The organism is Flavobacterium chryseum (assembly GCF_004362015.1).
GTDB lineage: Bacteria > Bacteroidota > Bacteroidia > Flavobacteriales > Flavobacteriaceae > Flavobacterium.
The window spans coordinates 183624-204360 of record NZ_SNWW01000006.1 but is presented as its reverse complement, the minus strand read 5'-3'; the positions used below and the strand labels follow the sequence as shown (position 1 = coordinate 204360).

At 33.9% G+C, this 20737-nt stretch carries 15 protein-coding genes; 13 read left to right on the top strand and 2 right to left on the bottom strand.

All coding sequences use genetic code 11. From position 1 onward, the window contains the following. The first annotated feature begins 68 nt into the window (after window positions 1–68). Window positions 69–317 carry a hypothetical protein gene (locus EV143_RS13435; protein WP_133508453.1) on the top strand — a complete coding sequence of 83 codons (249 nt, stop codon included), beginning with the start codon at window positions 69–71 and terminating at the stop codon, window positions 315–317. A 158-nt stretch (window positions 318–475) separates the two neighbouring features. Here the strand turns inward: EV143_RS13435 and EV143_RS13430 are convergent, their stop codons facing one another. Beyond that, window positions 476–1372, bottom strand: a complete 897-nt coding sequence (locus EV143_RS13430; RefSeq protein ID WP_133508452.1) for a helix-turn-helix domain-containing protein — start codon at window positions 1370–1372, stop codon at window positions 476–478. Window positions 1373–1561: 189 nt separating this feature from the next. Between EV143_RS13430 and EV143_RS13425 the strand changes: the two genes are divergently transcribed. Together EV143_RS13425 and EV143_RS13420 are read left to right on the top strand one after the other, a co-directional pair. After that, window positions 1562–2542 carry an aldo/keto reductase gene (locus tag EV143_RS13425; protein ID WP_133508451.1) on the top strand — a complete coding sequence of 327 codons (981 nt, stop codon included), beginning with the start codon at window positions 1562–1564 and terminating at the stop codon, window positions 2540–2542. A gap of 247 nt (window positions 2543–2789) precedes the next feature. Beyond that, the gene (locus tag EV143_RS13420) at window positions 2790–3848 is read left to right on the top strand and encodes an NAD(P)-dependent alcohol dehydrogenase (protein WP_133508450.1); all 1059 of its coding nucleotides are present in this window, start codon (window positions 2790–2792) and stop codon (window positions 3846–3848) included. Between the two features lie 72 nt (window positions 3849–3920). Here the strand turns inward: EV143_RS13420 and EV143_RS13415 are convergent, their stop codons facing one another. Continuing rightward, window positions 3921–4694 (bottom strand): hypothetical protein, encoded by a 774-nt coding sequence (locus tag EV143_RS13415; RefSeq protein ID WP_133508449.1) that lies wholly within the window; start codon window positions 4692–4694, stop codon window positions 3921–3923. A gap of 275 nt (window positions 4695–4969) precedes the next feature. Here EV143_RS13415 and EV143_RS13410 point away from each other — a divergent pair, with 275 nt between their 5' ends. The 10 genes from EV143_RS13410 to EV143_RS13370 all read left to right on the top strand — a co-directional run bounded on the left by EV143_RS13410 (window position 4970) and on the right by EV143_RS13370 (window position 20662). Then, a complete protein-coding gene (locus EV143_RS13410) occupies window positions 4970–5539 on the top strand; it encodes an RNA polymerase sigma-70 factor (protein ID WP_133508448.1) in 570 nt (189 codons plus the stop codon). A gap of 101 nt (window positions 5540–5640) precedes the next feature. Further along, the gene (locus EV143_RS13405; protein ID WP_133508447.1) at window positions 5641–6564 is read left to right on the top strand and encodes a FecR family protein; all 924 of its coding nucleotides are present in this window, start codon (window positions 5641–5643) and stop codon (window positions 6562–6564) included. 112 nt (window positions 6565–6676) lie between these two features. Beyond that, window positions 6677–10063, top strand: coding sequence for a SusC/RagA family TonB-linked outer membrane protein (locus tag EV143_RS13400; protein WP_133508446.1), 3387 nt, complete (start codon window positions 6677–6679; stop codon window positions 10061–10063). A 21-nt stretch (window positions 10064–10084) separates the two neighbouring features. After that, window positions 10085–11623 (top strand): RagB/SusD family nutrient uptake outer membrane protein, encoded by a 1539-nt coding sequence (locus tag EV143_RS13395; RefSeq protein ID WP_133508445.1) that lies wholly within the window; start codon window positions 10085–10087, stop codon window positions 11621–11623. Between the two features lie 401 nt (window positions 11624–12024). Continuing rightward, the gene (locus EV143_RS13390; RefSeq protein ID WP_133508444.1) at window positions 12025–13848 is read left to right on the top strand and encodes an alkaline phosphatase; all 1824 of its coding nucleotides are present in this window, start codon (window positions 12025–12027) and stop codon (window positions 13846–13848) included. 133 nt (window positions 13849–13981) lie between these two features. Further along, the gene (locus EV143_RS13385) at window positions 13982–15025 is read left to right on the top strand and encodes an MFS transporter (RefSeq protein ID WP_243739869.1); all 1044 of its coding nucleotides are present in this window, start codon (window positions 13982–13984) and stop codon (window positions 15023–15025) included. 95 nt (window positions 15026–15120) lie between these two features. Further along, window positions 15121–15381: a hypothetical protein gene (locus EV143_RS21825; protein WP_243739868.1), complete on the top strand. Its 261-nt coding sequence runs from the start codon at window positions 15121–15123 to the stop codon at window positions 15379–15381. A gap of 262 nt (window positions 15382–15643) precedes the next feature. Then, window positions 15644–16222, top strand: coding sequence for an RNA polymerase sigma factor (locus EV143_RS13380; protein ID WP_133508443.1), 579 nt, complete (start codon window positions 15644–15646; stop codon window positions 16220–16222). Window positions 16223–16442: 220 nt separating this feature from the next. Next, a complete protein-coding gene (locus tag EV143_RS13375) occupies window positions 16443–17291 on the top strand; it encodes a FecR family protein (RefSeq protein ID WP_133508442.1) in 849 nt (282 codons plus the stop codon). A gap of 146 nt (window positions 17292–17437) precedes the next feature. Beyond that, window positions 17438–20662, top strand: a complete 3225-nt coding sequence (locus tag EV143_RS13370; RefSeq protein WP_133508441.1) for a TonB-dependent receptor — start codon at window positions 17438–17440, stop codon at window positions 20660–20662. Window positions 20663–20737 lie beyond the last annotated feature (75 nt).

The window sequence follows — 20737 nt, the reverse complement described above, 5'->3', positions numbered from 1 at the left end:
CGAGGTCAATTTAATTAATAGTTATATTTGAATTAATAAACAGCTTATTAATTTAAAAGATATTTATTATGGAAAAAGCTATAAAACTAAAAGTTCGCAAAGAGTTAGATGGTCAGCAACAATTCAATATAATAAAATTAAAAGGCAGTTTAATCTCAAAGGGCTATACAGAAATAATTCATATTTTAGATCAGGATGATGAATTTCACATCAATTCCTTCGAAACTGCAGTTGGTACTACCAATGAAGTTCAGGAATTTATTAAAGATTTTATCACTAAAGAAAACCTAACCGATACGATAACATTGTTTAGATAAGTTAGGATAAAATTAACCGCAAAGAACGCTAAGTTTTTTCGCAAAGTTCACAAAGTTAGATAGATATAAAGCTTTTTGAACTTTGGGTTTTATAATACTCAACTATAAAAAACTTATCGTGCTTTGCGGTAAAAAAAATACTTGAAACCTGAAACTTTTTAGTTCAAACTTCTATATTCAATAGGAGTGTAACCGGTATTCTTTTTAAACATTCGATTAAAATGCTGTGGATATTTAAAACCCAGTTCAAATGCTATTTGACTGATGGATTTCTCCGTATCGAAAATTCTTTCTTTAGCCAGGTTTATTAATTTCAACTGAATGTGTTCCTGAGCAGATTTGCCTGTTTCTTTTTTGATCAAATCACCAAAATAATTAGGAGAAAGATGTAAATGATCTGCAAAATAGCCTACAGAAGGTAAACCTGAATCCTGCGGATTTTCAGATACGAAATAATCATTTAGCAAATTCTCAAATTTTGATAAGATATCCGTATTGATGTTTTCACGGGTAATAAATTGCCTGTCATAAAAACGGACACAATAATTTAAAAGCAACTCGATATTATTACTTATAATGCTTTTACTATGTTTATCAATAGACTGGCTTAATTCATATTCTAATTTACTAAATAGATCTTTTATGATTTGCTGTTCTTTCAACGATAAATGAAGCGCTTCATGCGAATCATAAGAAAAGAAAGAATAGTGACTCATATTTTTTGCCAGTGATGTTCCTTTTATCAAATCAGAATGAAACAAAAGCACTAATCCGGTTGGTTGATAATCTTCAGAATTATTTATTTCAAGCACTTGTCCGGGCGCAACAAAAACCATTGTTCCTTCCTCATAATCATAATTATTGCGACCGTATTTCAATTCACCGCAATTTCCGGCTTTTAAATACACGGCATAAAAACCAAAATGCATACGCGTATTATTGGGTAAAGCTTTTGCATTAGAATTATCAAAAACACTTATTAAAGGATGCTGATTTTCAACACCTTTCAATTTATTGTATTGTGCAACTTTTTCAAGTTTTATAATATGTTCCATATCTATTTCCTTAAATTGTACTGTAAAGATAATACTCAGATTGTTAATAACTTAGTCTGATTCTTCAAATCAGTAAAAATGGTAATCATATCAGTAATGTGTATACAATTAAGATATGATTATTGGAGGAAATTTGTACTGTCGAAATATTGAACAGGATTATTTTACAAACATTTAAAATACTTAAAAATGGAGAAGAGAATATTAGGAACTCAAGGATTAGAAGTTTCTGCATTAGGATTGGGTTGTATGGGATTAAGCTTTGCTTATGGACAGGCAATGGATAAACAGGAAGCAATAAAATTAATCAGAGAAGCGTACGAAAAAGGAATTACCCTTTTTGATACTGCTGAAGCCTATGGAATTGCAAACGAAGAATTAGTTGGAGAAGCCCTGAACCCGTTTAGAAAAGAAGTTGTTATTGCTACTAAATTTGGTTTTAAAGATGGAAATGTAACTGACGGCCAGGACAGCCGACCTGAGAACATTAGAGCTGTTGCCGAAGAATCTTTAAGACGTTTAAAAACAGATGTTATCGATTTATTTTATCAACACAGAGTAGATCCAAATGTTCCCATGGAGGATGTTGCCGGAACGGTTAAAGATCTTATTCAGGAAGGAAAAGTAAAATATTTTGGACTTTCAGAGGCTGGTGTTTCATCAATACGAAAAGCCCATGCAGTTCAGCCAGTATCAGCGCTACAAAGCGAATATTCGATTTGGTGGAGAGAACCGGAATTAGAAATTTTACCAACACTTGAGGAATTAGGAATTGGTTTTGTTCCGTTTAGTCCGTTAGGAAGAGGATTTTTAACCGGTGCAATCAATCAGGATACAAAATTTGAAAGTACTGATTTTAGAAATACTTTGCCTCGTTTTAGCGAAGAAAACAGAAGTACAAATCAAAAACTGATCGATTTATTGGGCGGAATTGCTTCTCAGAAAAACGCAACTCCTGCACAAATTGCATTAGGCTGGCTATTAGCACAAAAACCGTGGATTGCACCAATTCCGGGGACAACAAAATCACACCGATTAACAGAAAATATTGGCGGAGCATCCATTAATCTTTCTGTAGACGATATTAAAAAAATTGACGATGCTTTTGCTCAAACCACAATTCAGGGAGATCGATATCCGGCACATTTTCAAAAAGCGGTTGGGAAATAAAGAATTAAGAATAAAGAATAAAGATTGAAGAATTAAGATTGAAGAATTAAGATTGAAGAATTAAGATTGAAGAATTAAGATTGAAGAATAAAGGTTTTAGAAAAATCATTCATTAATGAGTGATTTTTCTTATATTTACAATGATTCGGAATTGTTTGAATTTCTTAAGTAAATGTTTCTTTTCTATTATTTTCAGCGAAAAAGCAATCCTAATTTTACAATTATTAAATAATTTAAATTAAAAAATATGAGCACAAGTAACGTAAAAGCATTTGGTGCGGCTGCGGCCGATGCAGATTTAGAACAAATGACTATTGCACGCAGAGAGGTTCTGGCCAAAGATATCGAGATAGAAATTTTGTATTGTGGCGTTTGCCATTCTGATTTGCATACAGCCAGAAACGATTGGGGAGGAACGCAATATCCTGCCGTTCCGGGTCACGAAATTGTGGGTAGAGTAACAAGAGTAGGAAGTGAGGTTACCAAACTTAAAGTGGGCGATTTAGCCGGAGTAGGCTGTCTTGTTGATTCTTGCCATACTTGCGAAAGCTGTAAACAAGACCTTGAACAATATTGTTTAAATGGATTTACAGGAACTTATAATGGCAAGGATAAACATCTTGGCGGACATACTTTTGGCGGTTATTCTGAAAAAGTGGTTGTAGATAAGCATTTTGTATTAAAAGTACCTTCAAACTTAGATTTGGCTGCTGTTGCGCCATTGCTTTGTGCGGGAATTACAACCTGGTCGCCACTAAAACACTGGAATGTTGGTGAAGGAAGCAAAGTTGCAGTTGTTGGTTTGGGCGGACTTGGACATATGGCAATTAAACTGGCCAAAAGTCTTGGTGCTGAAGTAACATTATTTTCAAGAACTCCGGATAAAGAAAAAGACGCTCTGGAATTAGGCGCAGATGCTGTAGTTATTTCAACAGATGCAAACCAAATGAAATCGGTAAGCGGGAAATTTGATTTAATTATCGATACCGTTCCTTCTATACACGATGTAAATCCGTATGTTACAACTTTAAACATTAACGGAACTTTAGTTTTAGTTGGCTATTTAGGTCCGTTAGATCCATTCTTGCATACCGTACCGATGATCATGGGAAGAAAATCTGTAGCCGGTTCTGTAATTGGCGGAATCGCTGAAACACAGGAAATGCTTGATTTCTGCGGAAAACATAACATTGTTTCAGAAATTGAAATTATCAAAATTCAGGATATCAACGACGCTTACGAAAGAATGCTTAAAAGTGATGTTCGTTATCGTTTTGTAATCGATATGAATTCTCTTCAAGGATAATACATTGCAAAATTTTCAAATAAAAATCCCGGATAAAACCGGGATTTTTTATATAAATAAATCTTGACTTTTTTAATCCTCTTCATTACACTCCTTTTTAATCGTAATGAAAATTTTATCAAATTCCTCCCGCATTGTATCATCTTCGCCTATCCATTTTATTTGATCATTAGCACAATTGAACCATCCGTAAGTCATCAGTTCCATTTGAGCATATAATAAATGGTCTTTAGAGTTGTATTTTTTATTATATTCCTCAATTACTTTTTCAGGATATCCGTTTTTACTTTTTTGCACTTCAACAATATTTCTCCAGGCTTTTAAAAGCTCAATAGTATCGTTTGATGCCAAAGCCTGAACATATTCAGAACATTTTGCAGAATATTTATTATTTAGTAAAACAGTTGGATCTGAATAGGCTTCAATAGTGATTTTTTTTAATAGATATTCTTCTTCTAATTCCCGTAATCTTTGTGTTTTTAACTTATTCCAAAACGGAGTAGAGACTACTTTTCTATTTAATAAAGCTTTTTGATTTATGTATTCCAAGAAAAGTTTAGTAGCGTCTAGTTTATTAACGTCTTCTATAAAATAAGCGTTTGTTTGAGTTTGTAATTTGGCTGTGGAAAAAGTAAACCATAAATCGTAAGTGTTTTTTAATTCTTCCTTTGTATACTTTTTAGGATCAAAAGTTCCTGTATTTTCACATGATTCTGTTGCCCAGTTAAAAATGGCTGCATTATCAATATGTTTTGCTAAAGCTATTTTACTTTTTGGTTTCTCGGATTTATCAGCGCAAGAGAGAATAAAAAATAAAAGAGCAAGTATTAGAATCGCTTTTTTCATGAATATAAAAAGTTAGAAAAATTTATGAGCGCTAATATATAGTATAAAAATACATTGGTAACACAGCTTATTAAATGTTAATACAATGTTTTATAATAACCCTGTTTTATTAATGTAAACGTAACCTTGTTGACCTACCCTCATTTCTATTTTTGAAGACATATTATAAAACAAACTATTGTAGTATATGTCATTTTTAAAAATAAGAATACTTCTCAAAATAACCGTTTTGTTACCAACCCTTTTTGGGGCAAATAATATAAAAGTGAAGTATTATGTATAAAGGTTTTACAGATGAAGAACTTGTTGAATTATTAAAACAAGGAAAAGATAAAGCATTTGATGAACTGTATTTTAGGTACAGAGATTTACTCGTTCGCTTTGTATATATCAGAATGAAATCCGTTCCCATTTCTGAAGAAATTGTTCAGGAAGTATTTACCACCATTTGGGAGCGCCGCAAAACCATACTAATTCAAAAGAGTTTTGCTGCATATATTTATACTTCAGTTCGTTACATGACTTTAGATTATATAAAATCACATTCGGTTACAGACCAGTATATACAAGAGGTTTTAGACCGGAATACTGTCGAATACACCAGCCACAACGCAACAGAAGATTCAATTTTTTATGATGAATTGCAAAAAGCCGTCGACAAAGCAACAGCATTACTTCCTAAAAAATCAAAAGAGGTTTTTATTCTGAGTCGGATTAAACATTATTCCAATAAAGAAATCGCAGAAGAACTTAATGTTTCAATCGAAACAGTGAAATATCATATAACATACTCACTAAAATTCATGCGAACTTATTTAGGAGAGTTCAATCAGAATATTTCCTAATTGAAAGCAATACGTTTTTTTCTTAACAAAAGCGTAACCTAACCAACCTACCCGAAATTTCAATTTCAAAGACATACTATTAAAGCGATAAAGAAATTATAATGCCCGAAAAATTACAACAGGAAATAAAACATTTTTTAGATGGAGGATATTCTCCAAAAGGACAAGAGATGTGGAATAAATGGTACGACAGTACCAATGAAGTTTTTGAAAACATGGAAGAAGTTCAATCTGATCGTTCGAAGCTGAAAAAAGAATTAAGACAAATAAAGAAGACAAACAAAGTTATTTTTCTTCAACATAAAAATTGGGCTGTTGCAGCATCCTTATTATTCGTAATGGGAGTATCGTGGTTTATTTATCAAACAACAATTCCAGCTATTCAGAACATACAATATGCGACAAAAGCCGGCGAACATGCTAAGGTAATTTTAAGCGACGGAACCCAAATTTGGTTAAACGCAGGAAGCCTTTTAAAATATCCAAAAGAATTTAAAGGAGATACAAGAGAAGTATACTTAACCGGAGAAGCTTTTTTTGATGTACACAAAGACAAAAAACATCCTTTTATAATTCACACCGATAAAATGGACACAAAAGTATTGGGAACCAGTTTTAATGTTCAGGCTTATCCGGATCATACCACACAGGAAGTTGCTGTTTTAACCGGAAGAGTAAATGTAAAATCGGCAGTAACAGAAGAAAATGTGTATGTAACTCCAGGTCAGAAAGTGGTTTTTAAATCGCAGGATAATAAACTACAGGCCTTTAAAGATGTTCCGGTCAATTCAATTTCATTATGGCGAAAAAACATCATTGTTTTTGAAGACACACCACTTCCGGAAGTTATTGCAACCATCAATCGGAATTATAATGTTGCCATCGAAGTCAAAAACAAGAATTTAAATAACCTGAAAATAAGCGCTTATTTCAAAGAACTTCCAGTAAATCAGGTTGTTGCTTTAGTGTGTAATATCATAAATGCTGATTACAAACTGGAGTCTGGAGTTTATAAGATTCAATAATTATTAATTATCAATTATGAATTGTTAGTTGTGAATTATAAGTGAGAAGTCACAGCGAAAAATCTAAAATCTAAAATCTGAAATCAAATATTTAATCTAAATCCCTTCCCCCATGAATGAAAAACAAATGCGGTTTGTCGTAGAAAGTCAAAGCATTACAAAAGCCCTTCTGGCCAAAGTTGTTATGTTCATTGTCTTATTTTTTACAGGAATAACGGCAAATGCCGGAAATGTTGACCTGAACAACAGAGTCACTTTAAAAGTAGAAAATGAAAGCATAAAAAGTATTTTTCAAAAAATAGAAAAACAAGTTGATGTACATTTTATGTACGAAAGCAATCAGATTAACAGCAATCAAAAAATTAGCTTAAAACTAAGCAACGTTCCATTGGAACAAGCGTTAGATAAAATTTGCAGCAATTTATCACTTCGATATGAAATTGTAAGTAATAATATTGTCATTAAAAAAAATCAAAGAATTGGTGCTTTAGACCAGAATAAAATCATTATTTCAGGAACGGTTTACGGTGGCGATGATAATATGCCATTGCCAGGCGTTGGAATTAAAGACAAAACTTCAGATGCAGCGTCATCTACAGATTTTGACGGAACTTTTAAAATAGAAGTTAACGCAGCTGAAGCTAATCTTATTTTCTCTTATGTAGGTTATGTAACGCAAGAAGTGAAGGTAAATCAATCTCAAAATATTACCGTAAAACTGGTTGCAGACATGAAACAACTTCAGGAAGTTGTAGTTATGGGATACGGAAGTGTAAAAAAGAATGAAGTTTTGGGTGCTGTAGGAGCAGTTTCTATGAAAGAATCTTCAAGCAGAACCTATAACAGTGCATCTGAATTATTACAGGGAACTGTTGCTGGTGTAACGGTAATTAATAACGGAGGTGACCCAACGGCAGAACCAACCATCAACATTCGTGGTATCGGATCTTTGAATGCTGAAACGCCGTTAATTGTCTTAGACGGAATTATTTACAGCGGTTCGTTAAATACGTTAAACCCAAATGATATTGCTTCGATAAGTGTTTTGAAGGATGCGGCTTCGGCAGCGATTTACGGTGCGAGAGCTTCTGGTGGAGTAATTTTAATTACTTCTAAAAAAGGAATATCTGATCGTATTAATGTCAATGTAAATTATCAGGGAGGTTTTCAAAACGTAGCCAAAAAATTGGGAGTTTTAAATGCTGCTGAATATGCAGATGCTATGAATACTGCAAGAGATAATGCAGGATTACCAAGAATTCCGGCTTTTGATACGGCTTTTGAACCAACGGCAAGAACTACAAAAACAAACTGGATGGATGAAATTTTCCAAACAGGCGAAATTCAGGATTTATCTATTTCGATAAACGGAAAAACAGAAAAATCTAATTTCTTTCTTTCAGGAAGTTACAGAAAAAATGAAGGTATTTTGTTGAATACTTTTGGCGAGCGTTATACAGCAAGAGCAAATTCTTCTTTTAAATTAGCGCCAAATTTTACCATTGGAGAAAACCTATCGTATTCCCTAACAAACGGTCAAAGTGCCAATACATCAAGTGGTTACACAGGAGCAATTTTGGCCGCTATTTTCTATCCGCCAAATGCAACAGTTTATAGAGAAGATGGTTCAGGACAATTTGGTGGAGTTCCTGAAAAATACATTGGTTCTTACGGAGACGTTATAAATCCGGTTGCTTATTTAAAAAGATTAGACAACAGAAATCCTATTTCGACTATTTTGATTAATCCTTATGCAGAATGGGAAATTGTTTCAGGTTTGAAAGTAAAATCAAACTGGGGTTACACCAGAATTCAGGATAATGCAAAAGAATTTGCAGTGAAAATTACTGAGCCTGGAAAAATATTCGACTTTAATCGATTAACACAAAAGTCGGTTACAACGACTGATTTATTAGGCGAGCAAACGATTTCTTACGAAAAATCATTCGGAAAACACAATTTCAAAGCTTTAGCCGGATATACGTATCAGGAAACAAAAAGAGAATTTTACACCGTTGAAGGAACAGGTTTTGATAATGAAGACGCATCACAACGTTATTTATTGAATGCAAAATTAATTCAGCAAACCGGCGCAGGATTATCTGATGAAATTATTTCTTCTTATGTTGGAAGGTTAAATTACGATTTCAATCAAAAATATTTATTCTCAGGAATTGTTCGTCGCGACGGAACTTCAAAACTTTTATCAGCAAACCGTTGGAAAGTATATCCTTCTGTTTCTGCAGGTTGGTTAATTTCTGAAGAAGAATTTATGAAAAGCATTAGTCCAATTGTAAGCAATTTGAAACTGCGTGCAAGTTGGGGACAAATCGGAAATTTAGGAAACTTAGGTCCATACCAATTTAGTGTGCCTTTAGTGCAGACTTCAGCTTTGATTGGTTCAGTTCCAACAATCAATTACGGATATGCCGAAAGTGAATTATCAAACCCAAATTTAAAATGGGAAAGCTCTGAGCAAACCAACATTGGTTTAGATTTTACCATGTTCAACAGCGCTTTAACAGGATCTGTAGATGCTTACGTGAAAAAGAATAAAGACATGTTGGTTCGTGATCAGCTTCCGGGCGTTTCAGGAACTCCACAAGGTAGAATTGTAAACTCTGGAGATGTTGAAAATAAAGGTATTGAAGCTAGTTTAACGTACCAAAAAACACGCGGAGAATTTAAGTTTGATGTAACTGCAAATGCTGCATTTTTAAGCAACAAAATTGTTTCAATTAAAGATGATTTAACGTCTCTTGAACCTTTAAATATAAGCAGAGTTCGTAGTTTGCCTTTAGCCAATATTTATCAGGTTGGAAGCCCGGTTGGTGCTTATTACGGTTATGCTACAGACGGATTATTTCAAAGTACTGCCGAAGCTAAAGCGTATGTAAATAATTCAGGTGTAGTCTATCAGCCAAATGCCGTTGCGGGAGATATGAAATTTAAAGACGTAAACGGAGATGGCGTAATTAACAATAGCGACAGAGTGGTTCTTGGAAATCCGTTTCCTAAAACAACGTACAGTTTAAACATGAACTTTAGATATAAAGGTTTTGATATGAATGTGTTTTTCAACGCAGTATCAGGAAATAAAGTTTTCAATGCTGTAAAATATACCGGTTTAAACGCTTCTTTCCCAGGATATAATTTATTGTCAGATTCTAAAGATGCCTGGTCGCCAACGAATACAGATACTAATATTCCGGTTCTTTCATCAACGGATAATAACAATAACTTCGGAAGAATCTCAGATTTTTATATCGAAGACGCTTCTTTCATCCGATTAAAAAACCTTTCAATTGGTTATACCGTTAAAGATAGTTGGTTAAACGGAAAAGCAAAATTGAGATTCTTTATTTCAGGACAAAACTTGTTTACCATCACAAAATATTCAGGAATGGATCCTGAAGTTGGGCTGAGCAACTTTGGTCTTGACTTAGGTAAATATCCACTTTCCCGTATTTATATGACGGGTGTAAATGCTACTTTTTAAAAAAAATATAAAACGAACAAAATGAAAAAATTAAGTCTTTTATTATTGAGTTTTGTGCTTTTAATAGGCACTTCAGCTTGCGAAAGCGAACTTGATGTTGTTCCGCAGGGAGCTCCGTCAAGCGGAAATTTCTGGAAAACTCCGGCTGATGCAAAAGCGGGAGTAAATGCAATTTATGCTTTATATTCAGATGACAATATGTACGGTCGTGGCTTTTTCTGGCTTAATAATGCCAGCGACGATATCGGAACAAAACCAAGACAAAATGCAGAACGTATCAAAAATTTTATTGTTGACGGATCGGAATCGGATACGAAAGATATCTGGAGACTGCATTATGAAATCATGAAACGTTGCAACGACGTAATTCGTAATATTCCAAACATTCCTTTAGACGAAAAAACAAAAAATGCAATGTTGGGAGAAGCTTATTTTAATCATGCCGTAATGCATTTAGAATTAGCCTATCACTATGGAGATGATCGCGCCGGAATTCCGATTCAGGACAGAAACGACCCAACAAATGTATATGTTCCGAGAGCTAAAAACGTTGGTGAAAACTATGCTTATATCGCTGCAGATTTAATTAAAGCAGCCGATTTATTACCGTATTTTAATGAGCTTACACCGGACAATTACGGACGTGCACACAAAACAGCAGCGTGGGGATATTTAGTTAGAACTTATTTGTATGCAAAAGACTGGGACAACGCTATTAAATATGCTAACTTAATTGTTGGAAGTGGAAAACACAAACTGCTTGATAATTTTGAAGATGTATTTAAAATTCAGAACAACTGGTCTACAGAATATATTTGGTCAGTAACTTCAAGTGCAGAAAATACATCTTTGGGTTCTATTTTTCCCGGAGTTTGTTTAGAAGATAAAGGTTGGGGAGTTTACAACGGTTGGGGAAATTTTTATCCAACAAAAGAATTATTTGACACCTATGATCCTACTGATAAAAGACGCAGTGCGACTATTTTACAAAAAGGAGACAAATTTACTTATTTTGGAGAAGTAGTCACTTTTAATGAAGGAAGTCACGTTGTAAGTTCAAGCAACAGAACAGGTTATCAGTTTAAAAAATACATGGAGCCGTTTAGTTATCCAAAAACAGGTTCTGGCGGCGTTGATATTCGTTACGTAAATGCAAACGGAGATAAACCTTCAACCGCTTTAAACGTTCCGCTTTTGCGTTATGCCGATGTAATTTTAATGTTGGCTGAAGCTAAATTAATGAAAGGCCAAAATGCAGATACAGAAATCAATATGATTCGCCATCGTGCAGGTCTTGGTGATCTTTCGGGAACAACAATGACCGATTTAAAAAGAGAAAGACGTTGCGAATTAGCAGGCGAGTGGACAGATCGTCATTATGATTTAGTACGTTGGGGTGATGCAAAAGATGCTTATGCCAAACCATTACACCATTATGACGGAAGCGTAATTTATCCTGCACGTAATTTTAATCCTTTGATTCACCATGTTTGGCCAATACCACCAGATGAAATCGCAGTTAGTAAAGGAGCTTTATGGCAAAATGAAGGCTGGAAATAGTAATTGTTAATTGTGAATTATTAATTGTGAATGTTTTTTTAGTTTGTTTTTTATTTTTTACGCTGCAGGCTTGATTGAGCTTGCAGCTGTAAAGAATTTCCAATTAAGAATTAAAAATTAAGAAATAACAATATTATAAAACCAGTCTTTGTTTAAGGACTGGTTTATGTTTTAAAAAGTTCCGGAGGAACGAACCATATTGTAGCAACGGATTTCAATCCGTTGAAAAGAATAGAAATCAAAGTGAAGTTTGTCATTCCGAGGAACGAGGAATCTCCGCAAGAAACGCTACAATCTAGATCGTCAATTTTTGTCGATTATCGTGCGGAGATTCCTCGTTCCTCGGAATGACAAAAACTGCTTATTAATTGCGAAGAATTTAAACGAATAACCCTATTTCAATGAAAAAAATAATCACCCTTTTTTGCCTCCAATTTTTCCTGTTTGCACAAGCGCAGGAATACAGTTCATCGAACATTCATTCGCACAATGATTATGCCAGCGCGCTTCCGTTTTATGGCGCTTATTCTAACGAAACCGGTGTAATCGAAGCCGATGTTTTTATAGTAAATAACGAGCTTTTTGTTGCTCATAATTTCAAAGACATTGCGCCGCAAAACACACTTAAAAATTTATATCTCGATCCTTTAGCTTCTAAGTTAAAGCATTTAGAAGGAAAAGCATACGCGAGCAATAAGCCTTTGATTTTAATGATCGACATTAAATCTGATGCCAATGCTACGCTAAAATTAATTGCCCAACAATTAAAAACGTATCCGGAAATCATCTCTAATAAAAATATTAAAGTAGTTATTTCAGGAAACAGGCCTTCGCCGGAACAATACAAAGATTATCCTGAATTTATTTATTTTGATGGAAGACTCAACGAAAATTATTCTCCGGAACAATTAGCGCGCGTTGAAATGATCAGCGAAGATTTAGGACAGCTTACAGTTTGGAACGGCAAAGGAGTTTTAACCCAAACCGATTTAGAAAAAATTCAATCGATAATTAAGAAAGTTCACGATCAAAACAAAAAAATTAGATTTTGGGCAACGCAGGATAATGTAAATACCTGGATGACGCTGATGAATTTAAAAGTTGATTTTATTGGGACAGATACTGTTTCAGAATTAACGCATTTCATCAACAATATCAAATCAACTTTCTATCAAAATACAGTATTTCATCAGGCTTACGTTCCTAAAAATCCATCGGCATTTGCCAAAAAGAAACCTAAAAATGTTATTCTCCTAATTGGTGACGGAATGGGATTAACGCAGATTTATTCTGGTTATACGGCTAATAAAGGACAATTAAGCCTTTTCAATATTCCAACACAGGGACTTTCTATTACCAAAGCTTCAGATAGTTATATTACAGATTCTGCAGCCGGAGCAACAGCAATGGCAACGGGACATAAAACCAATAACAGGTTTATTAGCGTTGATGAAAACGGAAAACCTTTAGAATTAATAACACAACAATTGGCTAAGAAAAATTACAAAACAGCCATTATTTCTGCAGGAAATATTACCGATGCAACGCCGGCGGCTTTTTACGCACACCAGCCAGAGAGAAGTTACAGCGAACCAATTGCGAATGATTTTTTAGCAAATCCATCAGATATTTTAATTGGAGGCGGACAAAATGAATTCAGAAAACGAAAAGACGGAAAAGATTTATCTAAAGTTTTGATGGAAAAAGGATATACATTTTCGGATAAATTCAGCAGTTTAGACACAATCAAAAATGCAAAATTTGTTGTTTTAGAAGATGCCGCGGTTGTTTCTATGAAAGACGGAAGAGGAGATTTTTTAACCAAATCTTTAGCAAAAGCAACAACGACTTTTTCATCAACAAAAAATCCGTTTTTTATCATGGCCGAAGGTGCACAAATCGATTATGGTGGACACAAAAACAACCTGGAATATGTGGTTCGCGAAATGCTGGACTTCGATAAATTGGTAGGACAAGCAATGGAATTTGTAGATAAAAATCCTGAAACACTTTTAATTGTAACTGCCGATCATGAAACGGGCGGACTTTCATTAATAGACGGAAACATTACAAAAGGTTACGTTCAGGGAAGTTTTAGTACAAACGATCATACTGCAGTTCCGGTTCCGGTTTTTGCTTATGGTCCGGGCGCTCATAATTTTTCCGGGGTTTATCAAAACACAGCCATTTATACTAAGATTATGGAAGTACTTAACGCGAAGTAATTCTTTTTATATTTTAAATTCAAATAGTTTTACTTAACTTGTGGTTTCAAATAAATACTCTCGACATTGTTGAGAGTTTTTTATTTTATTGAATTATAAACTTACAAGCCCTTCCCGTATAAATCAATTAAAAATGGTTCAAAAAACAGAAGAGAAAAAAGAACAGAGTGCAGTTTCTCTGCTGCCTTGGGTTACTGCTGTAGCAATGTTTATTCAGTCTTTAGACGGTACAATTCTTAATACATCATTGCCTTCTATCGCAAAAGATATGGGATATTCACCAACAGAAATGCATTCGGTTATTGTGACGTATACGCTCACACTTGCTATGTTTATTCCGCTTTCCGGCTGGCTGGCAGATAAGTTTGGTACCAGAACAATGTTTATGATTGCTGTTTTTTTATTTGTAACGGGTTCTGTATGTTGCGCACTTTCTGTCGATTTAAGAACCTTTAATCTCGCGCGGGTTCTGCAGGCAATTGGCGCATCCATGATGGTTCCCATCGCAAGGCTGGCTATTTTGTACCAATATCCTAAAAGCGAACTGCTGAAAACCATGAATTTCATTACGGTTTTTGGCTTGTTAGGGATGGTCGTTGGACCAAGTTTAGGCGGTTTTCTTTCGGATAATTTTTCCTGGCATTGGATTTTTTTAGTGAATGTTCCTATTGGAGTAATCGGAATTTCGATGGCATACAGAATCATGCCCAATTTTAAACATGCCGTCGGAAGATTTGATTTTAGGGGATTGGTTTATTTTAGTCTGGCTCTAATCTTTATTACGATGGTTCTCGAACTTATTGGCAGCGGAAGAACGCACATGATGCTAATTCTGGGGCTTCTGTTTTTATCGGGATTACTTTCGCTGTTTTATTTTATTCATTACAAAAAAACAGAAAAACCTATTATCGATTTAAGACTTCTGAATATAAGAACATTAAAAATAGGCTTAACCGGAAGTTTAGTAACACGATTAGGAATTGGCGGATTACCATTGTTGTTACCGCTAATGTTGCAGACCAGTTTTGGTTATTCGGCTTCGGTATCAGGATTATTGTTATTGCCTTCTGCGCTGGCAAATGTTGCTGTAAAACCTTTTATGGTGCGAATCATTACCTTTTTCGGATACAGAACTGTACTAATTAGTAATACAATATTATTGGGAATTATTTTTTAATTATTCTTGGTTTTGTCGAGCGCGATACACCAATTGTTTATTACATAATATTGATGGTTTTCTATGGCGTTTTTACCTCTATACAAATGTCGGCGATGAATACGATTACGCTTGCAGATTTAGATCAGGATACGGCAAGCGGAGGAAATACAATGTTGGTGATCATGCAGCAGCTTTCGGTAAGTTTTGGAGTATCGGTGGCAAGTTTGGTACTTTCGTTATTTCAATCGGGTATTTTTGAGATAGATAAAACAAAAGCATTTCAATATACATTTATAATTCTGGCCATTTTTACTATTCTGTCAAGTATCACTTTTTCAAGATTAAATAAAACAGATGGCGGTGGATATATGTAAAGTGAAAGATTAAAAGATTAAAAGATTAAAAGATTAAATCTGCTCAATCTGCGTGAAAAAATAATACGTTTAAACGGTTATCAATTTTAATCATTATTTTGATAGATTATCGATTTCAAACGACAGAATCATTTTAAAAACAGTAAAAGTTCACAAAACATAGCGCAATATTAATAAATTATTAAATGACCAAATCGTAAAAATATCAATAAGTGTTTATTATACTTTTGTAAGGGTCTTCTTTAACAATTAAAATTGCAATATGAGTTCTAATTTGGTAATAAGGTTACGTGCTGGAGATGATTCTTGCTTTAAAGAAATCTATGATTTGTATCATTTTAAAGTCTTTTGTTTTGTGAAAAAATATACAGCGCAATTGGCTGATTCTGAAGATGTGACACAAAATGTTTTCATTCACCTTTGGAAATACAGAACAAAATTAGACCCAAATGTAGACTTAGAAGCCATTTTGTTTAAAAGTTCAAAACAGGAAATCTCAAAATGGTATAAAAAGCAAAACAGAATCTTTTCATTCGAAAATGATCAGTTGATAAAGGAACTCGACAGCCCGTTAGAACCTGACGATGAAATCAATGCAAAATTGGAAAAAATAGAATATCTTCTAAATAAAATCCCTGAAAAAAGAAGAAAAATATTCAACCTTCATAAATTTGAAGACCGCAGTTACAAAGAAATAGCGCAGGAAATGGATATGTCGCCAAGTGCTGTGGCAAATCAAATTTCGAAAACACTCCAATTTCTCAAAAAGCATTCTGTAAAAAATCATGAATTGTATTGGTTTGCCTTATTCTTTATAAGTCAGTCAGAAATAATTTCGTAAGTTCTTTACATCAATAAAACAGCTAGCTATCACAATTATAGTAACGCTGTTCAACTACATAATCTTCTTTTTGCCTTTCGACCAAGGTTAAGTAAATCTTCCTTTACATTAAGAAAACGTTAATACTAATGTTGCCCCGTGATATTTAAAAGAGTCGAAATCTAATGTAGTTGAATCGAGAAGATTCGCCTGTAATTTTCACTATTAATTATTGATTGTAATGAAGTCTAAAAGAGTAAGAGAAGAATGGAACGCAATACCAAACAGAGGCATTCTTCCTGATGAAACTAATGCCCGTATGTGGAATAATATACGGAAGGTTACAATTGATAAGTACAAAAATCTTTATAACTGGATGGCCGTTGCCTGTGCCGTATTTATACTTTCTATAAGCACGTATCATGCTTTTATTCAATCCAATTTTTCTAAACAGGAAATTACGGCTACCAAAACATTTAATAAAGACATACGACTGTTGTTTTTGCCTGATGGAACACGTGTCTGGTTAAATGAAAATTCTGAACTCGAATATCCTTCACATTTTCTAAAAAACGAAAGAACCGTAACCTTAAAAGGGGAAGCTTTTTTTGAAGTAAAACGCGATCCGTCAAGACCTTTTATTATCAGTTCAGGAAGTATTAAAACTACTGTTTTAGGAACTTCATTTAATATTAAAGCTTACGGTAATAAAGAACCCGAAGTAAATGTCAGAACCGGAAAAGTAAAAGTAGAAACCAATCAAAATAGTGTTTTGCTGGTAAGAGGCTACAAAGCAGTTTATGCTGAAAAATCGTCGACGGTAAACAAACAAAGAACAAATGTTTTTGAACCGGACTGGAAAAAGGTTTTGATTTATGTTGATGATTTAAGCCTTGAAGAAGTTTTAAGCAAATTAAAATCAGATCATGCATTTTCGGTCAATTATCTTGATGAAGATTTAAAAAATCTTAAAATGCAGGGAACACTCGATACCAGACAAGGTTTGTATGAAATGCTGCAAACTATTGCTTTTGCACTTGAAATTAAAATTCAGTCGACAGGAAACAACACGTACCTGATTAGCAAATAAAACGATGAAATAATTTTTACAATTATCTTATTTGAATCTGTATTAACGGATTTGAATAGGACAGGAACCGTCATTCAAATTTTTAAATAATAGTAAGCCTAAATATCATATTAAAATTAATTCTAATACACTAACAATCATCAATTATGAACAATAATCTTTTCAGGCATTTTGCCTTTTGGATTTTATTTTTCGGAGTTTTCTTCGGAACAAACACCATTTATTCGCAAACCGGAACAGTATCGGTTGATTTTAAAAATTCTTCGCCGCAAAAAATTATCGATAATTTAAAATCGCGCACACCTTATCAGTTTATTTATCAAAAAGATCTTGATCTTACTGTGCCGCTTGTAACATTAAAAAAAGAAAATGTTTCGATTGATGAAATTTTGAGTGATTTGCAAAACATGACCAACTTAAATTTCAGAAGAAATGAAAATAATATAGCCGTAAATAGTAAGGACGCTTCGAAAAAAAAAAAGAAGGGAAAAATTACAGGTAAAGTTGTAGACATAAACGGACTTTCGTTACCGGGTGTCAATGTAATGATTGCAGAACTTAGTTTAGGAACACAATCGGATATCGATGGTAATTATGTTTTAGAACTTGAACCCGGAGAATATACGATTGTGATCAGCGCGATTTCATTTCAAACTCAAAAAGTTACTGCTGTAAGAGTAAACGAAGGTGGAGAAACACCATTAGTAGTTTCTTTAAAAGAAGATACTCAATCGCTAAAGGAAGTGGTAATTGTTCAGGATTATAAAAAAGCTACAGCATCGGTTCAGGGAATGTTATTGCAGCAAAAAAAAGCGGCTCAGTTTTCTGATGGTATTTCTGCAGAACAAATTGCAAGAACACCCGATAAAGATGTAGGAAGTTCTCTTAAACGTATCACTGGTGTAACAACAATTGGTGATAAATATGTTGTAGTACGTTCTATGGCAGAAAGATGGAACCAGGCTGTTATGGACGGAATTGTGTTGCCAAGTACAGATGCTTATCAGCAAAATTTTTCTTTTGATATTATTCCTACTGCGATTGTTGAGAGTATTGTAGTCAGCAAATCTGCGACTCCGGATATGTATGCCAATTTTGCCGGCGGATATGTAGAGGTTAAAACGATGGATATTCCGAAAGAAAATTTCACCAATTTCTCTATAAGTACTTCATATAATAGTCAAAGTGCATTTAAAGAACGACTTACACGAAAAGAAGGCAAATATGATTATTGGGGATTTGATGACGGAAGACGCGATTATCCAACCGGACTTGTTGCATTAGATATACCAACAAATGAAGCAAATTCAGGTCTTTTTCTTCAACAGTCAAAGCAATTTACAGAGGATAATTTCAGTACGTATAAAACGTATGGTGCGCCGGGAACAACACTGCAATTTGGTATAGGAAGAACTTATAAATTAAAAGATAATAACAAATGGGGATTTGTGGGATCTTTAATTTTTAAGAATACGCAGGAAAAATTAGAAATTGAACACACAGAAAGAGGTAATTATATAAGTAATACAGAGTTTTCAGCTGAAGATCAATCTACGGCATATTCTACTTTTACGAAATATGGTTTTAAAAATTCAGGAGCCAATTATAATTATAATTCAACCTTAGGCGGTATGTTTAATGGGGGAGTACAGTTGGGTAATCATAAAATCACGATCCGTAATACTGTAATGCATATTTATAACAATCAATTAACCCAAATTACAGGCTGGCGCGATAGTACAGAAATTAATGATATAATGAGTGGTACCGTTTTACCTTCTACATCTGAATCTAATTATCCTGTTTATACTACTTTTATTCAAAATAAAATCGAGGGAAGTCATAAGTTCGACAAATTAGAAATTAATTGGTACGGAGCTTACGGAAATGTAGCAAAAGATACCAAAGATGCTACATTTTTAAGCGTAGGCAAAGTAAAAATTGGTGATGATGAAACGTTTGCATATGGTGTTTATAATCAGGATGATAGTTTTAGAAGAAGTAATTTTACTAATGATGAAGTCGATTATAATGCAGCCATTAATTTTAAATACTCTTTTAATTTTAATGATTCGTTTACAAATGATATCAAAGCAGGTTATTTCGGGACTTATAAAAAAGCAACAAACCAGCAGGAATCTGCCAAGTTAGTTACTGTAGGTCAGGCTGAACGAGCAACAATTTATGAGCCATTGTCAAAATTTTTAGACGGTTCAAATTATTACTATGGCGGTTTTGGCTGGCAGGATTACGGTATATATGGCAATAAATATGTTGGAGATGTAAAAGTACATTCACCATTTTTAATGCTTGATGATAAATTGGGCCGCTTTGTAAGATTCGTTTGGGGAGTAAGAGCTGAAAGTTATATTTATACACAAATTGAAAGCCAGTCTGAAGTTCCTGGTGGCTTTACAAACGTTCAAACTGATGATAAAGTTTGGCAATTTCTACCATCGGCAAGTTTAATTATAAGCCCTACTAACAAAATGAATGTAAGGCTTGGTTATAATAAGTCTGTTTTGCGTCCTCAGTTTGCAGAGCGTTTGACAATTCCGTATTTCGACCCAATCCGTTCTGCTAAAATATATAATTATACGGATGGACTAGTTTCAAGCGTTGCCAATAATTATGATTTAAAATTAGAATGGTTTCCTTCTGGCGGCGAAATTTTATCTTTCGGTGTTTACCATAAAAATATAGATGATCCAATTGAATCTGTTGGTTATTTAAACGCATCAGGAGTTAGGGATATCTATAATATTAATTCAAGCAATGCAAAACTTTGGGGTGTAGAATTTGAGTTTTATATGAGTCTTTCTTTTTTAGGAGAAGGCGATATTTTAAAAAACCTGTTTGTTTATGGAAACGCATCTGTAAACGATACAAAAGTAACTTCATATGTTAATCTAGACGGTACAGGCGGACTTTATGAAGCCAACAGACCTCTTTACGGACAATCTCCATATACGTATAATTTGGGTCTTGATTATGTAGGCGAACGTTTAGGATTTAGCCTTAGACATAACGTTGTAGGAGATCAATACATACTTGTAGGATTTGAATATTTCGCCGAAGAAATTCGTAAACCTTATGCTGTAACTGATGCACAGATGAGTTACAAATTTTTTAAAGAGAGAAATCTGGAGGTAAAGTTCAGTATGAAAAATTTGTTTGATGCAAGTATAGAAACATATAATAATGCTAACAGCTACAGTAAAACAGAAGATGTTTCTACAGGATCTAATCCAAGAGCATATAAAAGTCTTGGAGCAGGTGCAACTACAAAATTTGATCAGGATCTGGATAGAGAAGTATTTAAAGCAAAAAACGGAAGGACTATAAGTATATCACTTAATTATTCTTTTTAAATGTATCTGCAATCAGTATTCAGTATTTAGAAGAAATAAAACCTAAGGAAGGATATTTTGCTGCTCTTTTCCAAA

Coding starts and splice junctions, on each gene's coding strand:
- EV143_RS13400 (WP_133508446.1), top strand. CDS start 6,677: ATGAATGAAAAACAAATGCGGTTTGTCGTAGAAAGTCAAAGCATTACA.
- EV143_RS21825 (WP_243739868.1), top strand. CDS start 15,121: ATGAATACGATTACGCTTGCAGATTTAGATCAGGATACGGCAAGCGGA.
- EV143_RS13430 (WP_133508452.1), bottom strand. CDS start 1,372: ATGGAACATATTATAAAACTTGAAAAAGTTGCACAATACAATAAATTG.
- EV143_RS13435 (WP_133508453.1), top strand. CDS start 69: ATGGAAAAAGCTATAAAACTAAAAGTTCGCAAAGAGTTAGATGGTCAG.
- EV143_RS13380 (WP_133508443.1), top strand. CDS start 15,644: ATGAGTTCTAATTTGGTAATAAGGTTACGTGCTGGAGATGATTCTTGC.
- EV143_RS13370 (WP_133508441.1), top strand. CDS start 17,438: ATGAACAATAATCTTTTCAGGCATTTTGCCTTTTGGATTTTATTTTTC.
- EV143_RS13405 (WP_133508447.1), top strand. CDS start 5,641: ATGCCCGAAAAATTACAACAGGAAATAAAACATTTTTTAGATGGAGGA.
- EV143_RS13375 (WP_133508442.1), top strand. CDS start 16,443: ATGAAGTCTAAAAGAGTAAGAGAAGAATGGAACGCAATACCAAACAGA.
- EV143_RS13415 (WP_133508449.1), bottom strand. CDS start 4,694: ATGAAAAAAGCGATTCTAATACTTGCTCTTTTATTTTTTATTCTCTCT.
- EV143_RS13395 (WP_133508445.1), top strand. CDS start 10,085: ATGAAAAAATTAAGTCTTTTATTATTGAGTTTTGTGCTTTTAATAGGC.
- EV143_RS13390 (WP_133508444.1), top strand. CDS start 12,025: ATGAAAAAAATAATCACCCTTTTTTGCCTCCAATTTTTCCTGTTTGCA.
- EV143_RS13385 (WP_243739869.1), top strand. CDS start 13,982: ATGGTTCAAAAAACAGAAGAGAAAAAAGAACAGAGTGCAGTTTCTCTG.
- EV143_RS13420 (WP_133508450.1), top strand. CDS start 2,790: ATGAGCACAAGTAACGTAAAAGCATTTGGTGCGGCTGCGGCCGATGCA.
- EV143_RS13410 (WP_133508448.1), top strand. CDS start 4,970: ATGTATAAAGGTTTTACAGATGAAGAACTTGTTGAATTATTAAAACAA.
- EV143_RS13425 (WP_133508451.1), top strand. CDS start 1,562: ATGGAGAAGAGAATATTAGGAACTCAAGGATTAGAAGTTTCTGCATTA.